This window comes from Arsenicicoccus sp. UBA7492 (genome assembly GCF_002479615.1).
Lineage (GTDB): Bacteria > Actinomycetota > Actinomycetes > Actinomycetales > Dermatophilaceae > Arsenicicoccus > Arsenicicoccus bolidensis.
The window spans coordinates 144,630-156,214 of record NZ_DLOE01000022.1 but is presented as its reverse complement, the minus strand read 5'-3'; the positions used below and the strand labels follow the sequence as shown (position 1 = coordinate 156,214).

General features: G+C 74.6%; 11 protein-coding genes. 2 read left to right on the top strand and 9 right to left on the bottom strand.

The window, feature by feature from the left end; genetic code table 11:
• The 8 genes from B4E97_RS06085 to B4E97_RS06050 form a co-directional block, all read right to left on the bottom strand.
• The coding region (locus B4E97_RS06085) for a DUF58 domain-containing protein (RefSeq protein ID WP_286959060.1) at positions 1 to 1,047 on the bottom strand (1,047 nt) is incomplete at its 3' end.
• A 115-nt stretch (positions 1,048 to 1,162) separates the two neighbouring features.
• Entirely contained in the window at positions 1,163 to 2,122 is a 960-nt protein-coding gene (locus tag B4E97_RS06080) for an AAA family ATPase (protein WP_286955670.1), read from the bottom strand.
• Positions 2,119 to 3,429, bottom strand: coding sequence for a DUF4350 domain-containing protein (locus tag B4E97_RS06075; RefSeq protein ID WP_286959059.1), 1,311 nt, complete (start codon positions 3,427 to 3,429; stop codon positions 2,119 to 2,121). Before B4E97_RS06075 ends, B4E97_RS06080 begins: the two co-directional genes overlap by 4 nt.
• Positions 3,426 to 4,079: a DUF4129 domain-containing protein gene (locus tag B4E97_RS06070; RefSeq protein WP_019287253.1), complete on the bottom strand. Its 654-nt coding sequence runs from the start codon at positions 4,077 to 4,079 to the stop codon at positions 3,426 to 3,428. Before B4E97_RS06070 ends, B4E97_RS06075 begins: the two co-directional genes overlap by 4 nt.
• A 7-nt stretch (positions 4,080 to 4,086) precedes the next feature.
• The gene (locus B4E97_RS06065) at positions 4,087 to 5,337 is read right to left on the bottom strand and encodes a hypothetical protein (RefSeq protein WP_286959058.1); all 1,251 of its coding nucleotides are present in this window, start codon (positions 5,335 to 5,337) and stop codon (positions 4,087 to 4,089) included.
• A 45-nt stretch (positions 5,338 to 5,382) separates the two neighbouring features.
• Entirely contained in the window at positions 5,383 to 5,985 is a 603-nt protein-coding gene (locus B4E97_RS06060; protein ID WP_239265732.1) for a uridine kinase family protein, read from the bottom strand.
• Positions 5,982 to 7,742: a phospho-sugar mutase gene (locus B4E97_RS06055; protein WP_286959057.1), complete on the bottom strand. Its 1,761-nt coding sequence runs from the start codon at positions 7,740 to 7,742 to the stop codon at positions 5,982 to 5,984. Before B4E97_RS06055 ends, B4E97_RS06060 begins: the two co-directional genes overlap by 4 nt.
• Before the next feature lie 5 nt (positions 7,743 to 7,747).
• On the bottom strand, positions 7,748 to 8,593 hold the full coding sequence (locus B4E97_RS06050; protein WP_286959056.1) for a purine-nucleoside phosphorylase: 846 nt from the start codon (positions 8,591 to 8,593) through the stop codon (positions 7,748 to 7,750).
• Positions 8,594 to 8,685: 92 nt separating this feature from the next.
• Here B4E97_RS06050 and B4E97_RS06045 point away from each other — a divergent pair, with 92 nt between their 5' ends.
• Positions 8,686 to 10,122: an NAD(P)H-quinone dehydrogenase gene (locus tag B4E97_RS06045; RefSeq protein ID WP_286955675.1), complete on the top strand. Its 1,437-nt coding sequence runs from the start codon at positions 8,686 to 8,688 to the stop codon at positions 10,120 to 10,122.
• Between the two features lie 173 nt (positions 10,123 to 10,295).
• On the opposite strand, the gene B4E97_RS06040 is transcribed toward B4E97_RS06045, so the two are convergent.
• Positions 10,296 to 10,718: an antitoxin gene (locus B4E97_RS06040; protein ID WP_286955676.1), complete on the bottom strand. Its 423-nt coding sequence runs from the start codon at positions 10,716 to 10,718 to the stop codon at positions 10,296 to 10,298.
• A gap of 161 nt (positions 10,719 to 10,879) precedes the next feature.
• Here B4E97_RS06040 and B4E97_RS06035 point away from each other — a divergent pair, with 161 nt between their 5' ends.
• On the top strand, positions 10,880 to 11,404 hold the full coding sequence (locus B4E97_RS06035; protein ID WP_029210740.1) for a type 1 glutamine amidotransferase domain-containing protein: 525 nt from the start codon (positions 10,880 to 10,882) through the stop codon (positions 11,402 to 11,404).
• The last annotated feature ends 181 nt before the right edge of the window (positions 11,405 to 11,585 follow it).

Below are 11,585 nucleotides of genomic sequence, written 5' to 3'. Positions count from 1 at the left end.
GAGGAGCGGCAGCACGGGCAGGAGCGACTCGGCGACGGCGGCCGGCTCGAGCGGGGTCAGGAGCACGAGCAGCGAGGGACGGCGGGCCTGCCGGGCCACCGCGGAGGCCAGCGCCTGCCAGTCGGCCTCGACGATGGCGGGCTGCACGGTCGCGAGCGCGTCGGAGACCGCGGCGAGCAGGTCGGTGCGGGCCACCCCGGCGAGCTGGGCGCGCACGACGCGGTCGCCGGCGACGAGGTCGACGTGGTCGCCGGCGTGCGCGGCCAGGGCCGTGAGCAGCAGCGATGCCTCGATGGCGGCGTCCAGGCGGGTCGTGTCGTCGACCCGCCCCGCCGACAGGCGCGAGGTGTCGACGACGAGGGTGATCCGCCGGTCGCGCTCGGGTCGCCAGGTCCGCACGACCAGCTCGCTGCGCCGCGCCGACGCGCGCCAGTCGATCGAGCGGACGTCGTCGCCCTCGACGTACTCGCGCAGGGAGTCGAACTCAGTCCCCTGCCCGCGCACCCGCACGGCCGAGCGGCCGTCGATCTGCCGCAGCCGCGCGAGCCGGCTCGGCAGGTGCCGCCGCGAGTGGAAGGGCGGCAGCACGCGCACCGTCCCCGGCACGTCGACGGACGCCTGGCGCCCGGCGATCCCCAGCGGTCCGAGGGTGCGCACGGTGACGAGGTCCGTATGCCGGTCCCCGCGCCGCACGGGCGTCAGCGCGGTCTCGACCTCGACCGAGGCACCGGGCGCCACCGCGATCCGGTGCCGCTCGCCGCTGGTCCCGGCCGACGGCTGCCAGGCGTCGCGCAGCACGCCGCGGGCGGTCCGGCGGGACGCGTTGTGCACGTGCAGCCGGGTCGTGGTGGTGGTCTCGGCGCGGATGGTCCCGACGCGGTCGCGGGTGATCGACAGGCGGCGCGGCGAGGCGGCCAGCAGCGCGTCGACCCCGGCGACCACCACGACGAGCACCAGCCACAGCGTGGCGGTGAGGGGCTCGGGGCGCAGCAGCACCGGCACCACGCCCAGCAGGGCGAGCACCACGGCGCGGCCGGTCAGCGTCATCGCCGCGTCGAGCCTGACCGCGGCGAGGCCAGCGACCCCGGGCGCAGGATCGGCGGCGCGGGCGCTGGGCCCGCTGCGGTTCCTGCGCCCGCTGCGGTCACGGCCGTCACAGCTGTCATCGCGGCACCGGCACGGCGTCCAGCGCGGTCTGCAGCACCGCGCCGACCGACACGCCCTCGAGCTCGGCCTCGGGCCGCAGCGACAGGCGGTGGGCGAGCGTGGCGTGCGTGAGGGTCTTGACGTCGTCCGGGGTCACGTAGTCGCGACCGTTGAGCCACGCCCACGCCCGCGAGGTGGCGAGCAGCGCCGTCGCCCCACGGGGTGAGGCGCCCAGCGACAGGGACGGCGCGGTGCGGGTGGCACGGCATACGTCCACGACATAGGCGACGACCTCGGGGGCGACGCCGACGGTCCGCACGGCCGCCGCCCCGGCGAGCAGGTCCGCGCCCGACGCGACCGGCCGCACCCCCGCGGAGGCGAGGTCACGCGGGTCGAAGCCGCGGGCGTGCCGCGAGATGACCTCGATCTCCTGCTCGCGCGGCGGCACGGGCAGCACCACCTTGAGCAGGAAGCGGTCGAGCTGCGCCTCGGGGAGGGGATAGGTGCCTTCGTACTCGACGGGGTTCTGCGTGGCAGCGACGAGGAAGGGCTCGGGCAGCGGCCGGGACGTCCCGTCGACGGTGACCTGCCGCTCCTCCATCGCCTCGAGCAGCGCGGCCTGCGTCTTGGGCGGGGTGCGGTTGATCTCGTCGGCGAGCAGCAGGTTGGTGAAGACCGGGCCCGGCCGGAACTCGAACTCTGTGGTGCGGGCGTCGAAGATCATCGACCCGGTCACGTCGCCCGGCATCAGGTCCGGCGTGAACTGCACGCGCCGCGTGTCGATCGACAGGGCCGTGGCGAGGGTGCGCACGAGCAGCGTCTTGGCGACGCCGGGGACCCCCTCGAGCAGGACGTGACCGCGGCTGAGCAGGCCGATGAGCAGCCCCGTCACGGCGGCGTCCTGCCCGACGACGGCCTTGGCCACCTCGGAGCGCACGGCCTGCAGGGCCTCGCGGGCGCTGGTGTGGTCGGTCATGGGTGGCGTACCTCTTCCTCGAGCTGGGCCAGGTCGGTCGCGGTCGCGGCCAGGTCGGCGTCGGTGGTGGGGTCGGGTCCGGCGAGCAGGGCTCGTATGTCGTCGCGCTCGCGCCCCGTGGCCCGCGCCACGGCCGCGACGACCGCCTCGTCGTCGGCGCCCGCGGGCAGCCCGAGCCGGATCGCGAGACGTCGCCGGGTGGCGCTGCGCAGGGCATCGGCGGCGTGGCCGCGCCCCGCGGCACGTCGATAGAGCCGGCCGCGGGCGACCGTCGTCTCGCTGGCCCGCACCACGACGGGGAGGGGCTCGACGGCGAGCCGCCCGAGTCGACGTCCGCGCCACCACATGGTGAGCAGGACGGCGCCGCCGAGCAGGAGCAGCAGGGGCATGAACCACGCTGGGGCGACGCTGGGTTCGCCGCGCACGGTGTCGCCCTCGCTGATGTCGGAGAAGGCCGGGGCGTACCACACGAGGTGTCGCTCGCTGCCGAGCAGGCGCAGCGCGAGGGCCGCGTTGTCGTCCTGGGTGATGGTGCCGTTGGTGACGATGCCCGCGGGGGCGAGCAGGTCGGTGCGGGGCCGGCCGTCGGCCGCCGGGAGGGTCAGCAGGGCGTGCCCCTCGCCGACGGGGTAGCAGCCCCGGGCACCGTCGGTGTCCCACGACGACCCGAGGTCATCGGCGGTCGGGTCCTGGGAGGGCTCCTCGCCCGGGCCGAACGGCAGGTCCGAGCCCCCCGACCCGTCCGACCCGTCCGACCCCTCGCCCGCCGCCTCGGCGACCTGCTCCCGGGTCATGACCGCATAGCCGGCGCCTCGCGAGGAGATGTCCGGGGACGCAGCGGCGGCGGGGTCGGTGCAGCGGGCCCCCTCGGGATCGTTCTCGTCGGCTCGGGTCAGCGTGACGGGCAGGTCCAGGTCGTGCAGCGCGCTGCGGGGCAGACCCAGCAGGACGAGGCGTCCGGCGCCGTCGAGCCGCTCGTCGACCTCCAGCATCGCCTCGGTCGTGAGCGCGCCGGTGTCGGACACGACGACGGTGGTGTCCTCGTCGACGCGGGCCGCCGCCAGCTCCTCGCGCGTGCGCACCACGTCCACCTCGACGCCCTCGCGCCGCAGGACCTCCGCGACCGCCTTGGTGCCCCCGGCGTCCACGGTGCCGGGGTCCATCGGGACGCCGCTGCCCTGCGGCAGGCTGCGCCACACGGCCACGGCGAGCAGGGCCACCAGCACGGCGACCCACACCGTCTTGGTGCGGCGGCTCGTGGGGCGGCGGTCCCGCTCGCGGGGGCCGAGGATCACGTCGAGGCTCATCGCGCCTCCCGCAGCTCGGCCGCCAGCGCCAGCACGCTCTCGGCCTGCTCGGCGGTGGTGCGCTGCGGCTCGTCCGCACCCGGCACGGGGCCGTCGGGGTGCCCGTAGCACGCGGCGTCGAAGATCTCCGCGGACCGGTGGGCGCGGTCGGCATACGACGGGAGGGCCTCGGCCGCGGCCCGGCTGACCTCCTGGGCGGTGCGCCCGGGGGCGTCGTGCACGACGTCGCGGTCGTCGAGGGCGACGACCAGCGCGCGGAAGGCCGACACCACGGCCCGGTCGTGGGCCGCGTGGTCCAGGTGCTCGCGCGCCTCGCCGAGGTAGTCGACGGCCGAGCGCGCCGGGTCGGTGAGCCCACCGGCGCGGCGGCGGCGCTCCTCGGCGACGGAACGAAGGTCGCGCAGCTTCCACCCGAGCAGGGCGAGCAGCAGGAGCAGCACCGCGACGAGCACGGCCACGCCGATGCCCGAGGGGGCGCCGGGCGCGCCCGAGAACAGGTCGTCGAACCACGCCAGGACGATGTCGAGCAGGGACGGGCGAGGGTACCCGGGCCGGGTCAGCTCCTGCTCCAGCAGGCGGCGCGCCTCGTCGGAGCCCGGCTCGACCGGGACCGAGGAGACGGGCAGGGCCAGCCCGAGGGAGCCGGTCACGGAGCGGTCAGCGCTCCTGGGTGGCTCGCCGCTCGACGGCCCGCGCCAGCTCGACGTCCAGGCCCTCGCGGCGGATCCGCTGGTCGATGTAGAGCAGCGTGCTCACCGTCGAGGTGATCGGCGTCGTCACGGCGGCGATGAGGACCTGGGCCAGCCCGACGATCACCATCATGACGAGGAAGCCCGATGCCAGGCTGTCGGGGCTGTCGGAGGACGTCGCGAACACCGCGAGCATGCCGATCATGGTGACGGGGAACATCAGCGCCCCGGAGGCGAACCCGACGACCAGGTTGGTGACGAGCTGGATGCCGAACAACCGCCAGAAGGCGCCTCGGCTCAGGGCCCAGCTGCGCCGCAGGGACTCGATCACGCCGATGCGCTCGAGGATCAGGGCGGACGTCGCCAGCCCCAGCCGGACGTAGGCGAAGACGAAGACAGGTGCCAGCACCAGCCCGCCGAGGACCGCGAGGGCGCCGTCGAGCTGCGCGAGCCCGTAGAGGGCGAGGGCCACGAGGCCGAGGCCCGCGAGCCAGAGCAGGCCCGTGACCAGCAGGAACAGCAGCAAGCGGGCGATCTGCGGGCGCAGCTCGCGCCAGGCCTCGCCGATGGTGGCGCGCTCGCCGATCACCGCCCGGGACACGACGACGCACAGGACGAGGGTGGCGGCGCTGGCGAAGAGGCTCGACGGCACCTGGACGAGGTTGAGCAGGGGGCTGCTCCCGTTGTCCGGGTCGCTGAGGTCGCCCATCCGCTGCACGCCCCCGGCGAGCAGCCATCCGACGAAGGGGATGATCAGGAGCAGCCCGATCAACTGCAGCGCGAGCGAGAGCCCGATCGTGGCGCGCGGGTTGAAGCGCAGGATCTTGAAGCCGGCCCCGAGGATGTCGCCGAGGAACAACGGCCGCAGCGGGACGATGCCCGGGTTGGTGACCATGGCCATCGAGGGATAGCCGCCCGGGGGCGGTGCCTGGCCGTATGCCGGACCCTGCCCGTAGGCCGGAGGCGGCCCGTAGGCCGGAGGCGGCCCGTAGGCCGGAGGCTGGCCGTAGCCCGGCTGCTGGCCATGGCCATGGCCCTGGGGCTGCTCGTGACCGGGCTGCTGCGGGTGGCCGGAAGGCGCCGCGTAGCCGGGCTGGTAGGCCGGCGGGGCAGGGGCCTCGCCCGTGGGGTCGTAGGGCGGCGGAGGGGGCAGCGGCGTGCTGCCGCCCGCCCGGTCCTCGCCGTCGCGGCCTGGCGCCGCCCACTGGTCGTTGCTCATCGTCGCCCCCTCGAAGCGTCCCCACCCGTGCTCGCGGCCACGCTATCAGCGCAGGTCGGCGGCGCGTCGCCAGGCTTCCCCAGGCGTGATCGGCGTGGCGCCGAGGGCGACCTGGTGCTCGACGATGGCGGGTTCGGCACGGCGCAGCGCCAGTCCGCGACGCACGAGGGTGACGGGCGGCTTGCGGCGCTCCTTGAGGTCGCGGGCGAGGCGCAGGGCAAAGGTCACCCACGGCGTCCGGCGCACGCACCACGCCTGGGCGAGCAGCCCGCGCTCGCGCAGCGCAGCCGTGAGCTCGGCGGCGAAGATGCCCTCCGCCACGACGAACGCGCCCGGGGGCAGGGTGATGCGGACGCCCTCGACGCGGCGGGACCGGGAGATGTCATAGCCCGGCACGTCGACCTCCCCGGTCCGGACCAGCGTCTCGAGCGCCGTCAGGGCCGCGTCGGCGTCCCAGCTGGCGGGGTCGTCCCAGTCGGGGATGCCCAGGTCGCCCATCGGCAGGCGCGGGTCGTCCCCGTCGAGATAGAAGTCGTCGAGCCGCAGGGTCGGCCAGCCCAGCTCGTGCCGCAGCCGGTCGGCGAGGCGGGACTTGCCGGCGCCGCTGGGCCCGCAGGCGACGATGACGCGCGCGGGGTGCTCGCTCACAGCGCGGTGAGGGCGGCCATGTCGGCCTTGATGGCCGCCAGCCGCTCGGACGCGGTGGCGCGGGCGCGGGCGAGATCGCCTGCGCCGTCGACGGATTCGATCGCCTCGAGATAGACCTTGACCTTGGGCTCGGTGCCGGACGGGCGCACGATGATCCGGCTGCCGTCGGCGAGCGAGAACCGCAGCCCGTCGGTCGGCGGCAGGTCGGCGGACCCGGCGGCCAGGTCGTCGAGCCGGTCGACGCGGGACCCCGCGACGGCCTGCGGCGGGTTGCCGCGCAGACGCTCCATGAGGGCGGGCATGAGGGCGAGGTCGCTGACGCGCACCGACAGCGCGTCGGTCGCGTGCACGCCGTGGGCGACCGCGAGGTCGTCGAGCACGTCGAGCAGGGTGCGCCCCTGCGCCCTCAGCCGGGCGACGAGCTCGACCACGAGCAGGGCGGCCGAGACGCCGTCCTTGTCCTGCACGGAGTCGGGGTCGACGCAGTAGCCGAGCGCCTCCTCGTAGCCGTAGGCCAGCCCCGGCACGCGGGCGATCCACTTGAAGCCGGTGAGCGTCTCGCGGTGCTCGAGCCCGGCCGCGCGGGCCATGGCGCCGAGCAGGCGGGAGGACACGATGGAGCTGGCCAGGACGCGGCGGTCGCCGTCCGGGCGGGCGGAGAGCCGCTCGATCATCGCGTGCCCGAGCAGGGTCCCGAGCTCGTCGCCGCGCAGCATCCGCCAGGTGCCGTGGTCGTCCACGGCGGCGGCGCAGCGGTCGGCGTCGGGGTCGTTGGCGACGACCACGTCGGGGCGCACCTCGGTCGCGAGCGCGAGGGCCGCGTCGATCGCGCCTGGCTCCTCGGGGTTGGGGAAGGACACGGTCGGGAAGTCCGGGTCCGGCTGCTCCTGGCTCGAGACGACCTGCGGCGCAGGGAAACCCGCGCGCTCGAAGGCCAGCCGCACCGTCTCCGACCCCACCCCGTGCAGGGCCGTGTGGACGACGGCGACCTCGCGCGGAGCGTCGGGCGCGACGACGGCGGCGGCGCGCTCGACATACGCGTCCAGCAGCTCGTCCCCGAGGGTGTCCCAGCCGTCGTCGGCCATCGGGACGGACGCGACCGACGGGACCGCGGCGATGTGCGCGGCGATCTGCGCGTCGACCGGCGGCACGATCTGCGAGCCGTCGCCGAGATAGACCTTGTAGCCGTTGTCCTGCGGCGGGTTGTGGCTGGCCGTGACCATGACGCCGGCGTCCGCGCCGAGGTGCCGGATCGCGAACGCCAGCACCGGCGTCGGCAGCGGCCGGGGCAGCACCATGGCCGAGCCGCCCGCGGCCTCGACGACGGCCGCCGTGTCGCGCGCGAAGACGTCGCTGTTGTGCCGGGCGTCGAAGCCGATCACCACGGCCGGGTCGGGGCGCCCGCCCTCGGCCTGCAGGTATGCCGTGAGCCCCGCCGCCGCCCGGATGACGACGGCGCGGTTCATGCGGCGCGGGCCCGCGCCGAGCGCTCCGCGCAGGCCGGCGGTCCCGAACTCCAGCATCCCGGCGAACCGGTCGGCGAGGTCGGCACGGGAAGCCTCGCCCGTGTCCCCGCCGGCCTCGACGGCGGTGATCAGCGCGTCGAGCTCGGCCCGGGTGGCGGTGTCGGGGTCGTCGTCGCGCCAGGCGCGGGCCGCCGCGAGGAGCTCGCCGGTGGCAGCGTCGGGGGTGAGGGAGCCTGCGACGGGGGAGTCGCCGGACGAGTCGGTGCTGGTCGAGCGGGGCGGGTTCGTCATACGGCTCAGTCCTCGGTGGCGATGCGGGTGACGACGTCGGCGAGCAGGCGACCGCAGCGGGCGGCCGCGGCCTGACCGGCCTCGATGACCTCCTGGTGCGACAGGGCCTGGTCGCTGGTGCCGGCGGCGGGGTTGGTGACCAGGGAGATGCCGAGGATCTCCAGGCCGGCGTGGCGGGCGGCGATGGCCTCGAGGGTGGTGGACATGCCGACGAGGTCGCCACCGAGGGTGCGGGCCATGCGGACCTCGGCCGGCGTCTCGTAGTGCGGCCCGCGGAACTGCACGTAGACGCCCTCGTCGAGGCTCGCGTCCACCTCGCGCGCGATGCCGCGCAGGCGGGAGCTGTAGAGGTCGGTGAGGTCCACGAAGGTCGCACCCTCCAGCGGCGAGGCGGCCGTCAGGTTGAGGTGGTCGCTGATGAGTACCGGTGTGCCGGCGGGCCACTCGGGGCGCAGGCCACCGCAGCCGTTGGTCAGGACGACCTGACGGCACCCGGCCGCGGCGGCGGTGCGGACGCCGTGGACGACCGCGCGCACGCCCTTGCCCTCGTAGAAGTGAGTGCGGGTGCCGTAGACCAGGGCCCGGCGGTCCGTGTCGCCCAGCGAGACCGAGCGGATCGTGCCGCTGTGGCCCACGACCGCGGCGCGCGAGAAGCCCGGCACGTCGGCGTTGTCGATGACCGTGAGGGTCTCGCCGATCAGGTCGGCCGCCCCGCCCCACCCGGAGCCGAGCACCAGCGCGACGTCGTGCCGCTCGACGCCGGTGCGCTCGGCGATGACGGTCGCGGCTGCCCTCGCCACCTCGAAGGGGTCGACGTCGGGGTCGTTCAGGTCCACGTGGGTGTCGCTCATGGCGGACAGCCTACGGGTGGGGTGGACGGGCCCACGGTTCGGCATACGGCGTCCGCTCGTCCGGTGAGCCCCCGCCCACCGGGGATGGTTGGATGGAGCCCGTGATCGAACGCAACCAGTCAGTCGTCATCCTCGGTGGAGGGCCCGGTGGCTACGAGGCCGCCCTCGTCGCCGCCCAGCTCGGAGCGACGGTCACCGTCGTCGACCGCGACGGGCTCGGCGGCGCGGCGGTCCTGTCGGACTGCGTGCCCAGCAAGGCGCTGATCTCGACCGCGAGCTTCATGACGCGCATGGAGGACTCGCGGGCGCTGGGCGTGCACTACCAGGACCCGCGGACCCAGCGGGAGTCCGACCTCGAGGGCGACGACGTCACCGTCGCCGACCTGCCGGCCGTCAACGCCCGCATCCTCGCCCTCGCCCGCAAGCAGAGCGAGGACATCGAGGCCCGCCTGGTCAGCGAGGGCATCACGATCCTGCGCGGCGTCGGCCGCATCGCGGCGCCGGGGCGCGTCGTCGCCACGCCAGCAGACGGCTCGGGGGAGCAGGAGCTCGACGCCGACGTCATCCTGGTGGCGACCGGGGCCACGCCGCGGGTGCTGCCGACGGCCGTGCCCGACGGCGAGCGCATCCTCACCTGGAAGCAGATCTGGGACCTGCCCGACATCCCCGAGCACCTGATCGTGGTGGGCTCCGGCGTGACGGGGGCCGAGCTCGCGCACGCCTATCTCGCGCTGGACAGCAAGGTCACGCTCATCTCGTCGCGCGACCGCGTCCTGCCGGGGGAGGACCCCGACGCGGCGCGCGTCATCGAGGACGTCTTCCGCCGTCGTGGCATGACTGTCCTCGACCGCTCCCGCGCGGCGTCCGTCGAGCGGGTCGGCGACCGCGTCGTCGCCACCCTCACCGACGGCCGCACCGTCGAGGGCTCGCACTGCATCATGGCCGTCGGGTCGGTGCCCGCCACCGATGGCCTCGGGCTGGAGGCGGCCGGCGTGCAGCTCGCCGACTCCGGGCACATCGAGGTCGACCGCGTCTCCCGCACCTCGGTCAACGGCATCTATGCCGCCGGCGACTGCACCTCGGCCCTGCCGCTCGCGTCGGTCGCCGCCATGCAGGGGCGCACCGCGATGTGGCACGCGCTGGGCGACGCCGTGCAGCCGATCAACCTCACCGGCGTCTCGGCCACGATCTTCACCGACCCCGAGATCGCCACGGTCGGCGTGACGGCGGAGCAGGTCGCCGAGCAGCACCTGGACGTGCGCGAGGTGATGATGCCGCTGGCCACCAACGCGCGCGCCAAGATGGACCGCTTCACCGACGGGTTCATCAAGCTCTATGCCCGCAAGGTGTCCGGGCTGGTCATGGGCGGCGTGGTCGTGGCGCCCAAGGCGTCGGAGCTGATCTTTCCCGTGGCGCTGGCCGTCGAGAACCGCCTCACCGTCGACCAGATGGCGCAGACCATCACGGTGTACCCCTCGATGAGCGGCTCCCTGGCCGAGGCGGCACGCCGCCTGCACACCAGCGAGTGACCTACCTCAGGTAGGCACATCCCCCCGGGTTGGCACGCCAGGCCGATGTGACGACCTGAGGTAGGAACATCCGCCCGGGTTGGCACGCCAGAGCACAGACCTACCCCCGGCAGAGGCATCGACCGGCCGTCGTTCGCCAGGCTGATGCCTCTACCGGGGGTAGGTGCGCTCCGTCAGCCGATCTGGCCGGGCGCGCGGCCCGTGGTGCCCTCGTCGGGACGGACCGTGGTCGTGTCGAAGGTCTCGCCGGTCGTCGGGCGGACCGTGGGGTCGGTCTCGCCGGCGGGCTGACCTGCCGGCTGACCCGCCGTGCTGCTCGCGCTCGTGCCCGTGGTGCCCGCTCCGGTCGTGCCCGTGCCGGGCTGACCGACCGGGGGAGTCCCGGGCTTGCCGTGCACCAGCTTGTCCTTGGCCAGGTCACGGCCCTGCTGGATCTGGCGGCTGAACCGACCCTTGGTCCCCTTGTCGACGGCGTGGCCGACCTTGTCCAGGCCCCCCGACACCTTGTCCGGGTTCTCGTCGATGTACTGCTTGGCCTTGCCCGCAGCCTGGCTGGCCGCCTGGCCCGCCTTGCTGACGATGTCGTTGAACTTCACGGTGCCTCCTCGTCCGTACCGCCGACGGCGGTGTCGTGATGCTCAGCGAGTCTAGGCGCGGGAGGGTTCCCGACGGGCCCCACGTCTTCAGCCGCCCCGCCTCGGGTAGGTGAGCACGAAGGGACACATCACGTCCCCTTTCCGATCCCCAAGGAGGCAGCATGTCCAAGGTCGCATTCCTCGTCGCCGGCGAGGGCATCGAGCGCGTGGAGCTCACCGACCCCTGGCAGGCCGTCAAGGACGCGGGCCACGAGCCGGTCCTGCTCAGCCTCGAGCCGGGCGAGGTCCAGACGTTCGACCACCTCGACAAGGCCGACAAGCAGGCCGTCGACGTCGTCGTGGCCGACGCGTCGGTCGGTGACTACGCCGCCCTCGTGCTCCCCGGCGGCGTCGCCAACCCCGACGCGCTGCGCATGGACGAGGACGCCGTCGCGTTCATCAAGGAGTTCGTCGGGTCGGGCAAGCCGGTCGCCGCGATCTGCCACGCCCCGTGGACCCTCGTGGAGGCCGACGTCGTCCGCGGCAAGCGCCTGACGTCCTGGCCGAGCCTGCAGACCGACATCCGCAACGCCGGTGGCGAGTGGGTCGACGAGGAGGTCGTCACCAGCGACAACCTCATCACGTCCCGCAACCCCGACGACATCCCGGCCTTCAACAAGGCCGTCGTGGCGGCGCTGGCGGGCTGAGCCCCACCGCACGAGACAGCGGGCCTGTCGGCATACGACCTCTCGGGGCTCGTATGCCGACGGGCCCGCCGCATGCTCCGCCGCCGACAGCTGGCCCGGGGACGTATCCCGCCGGACGCGCCCGCGGACTCGAACCCGCCGGGGGTAAAGGCATCGACCTGGCGAACGAAGGCCGGTCGAT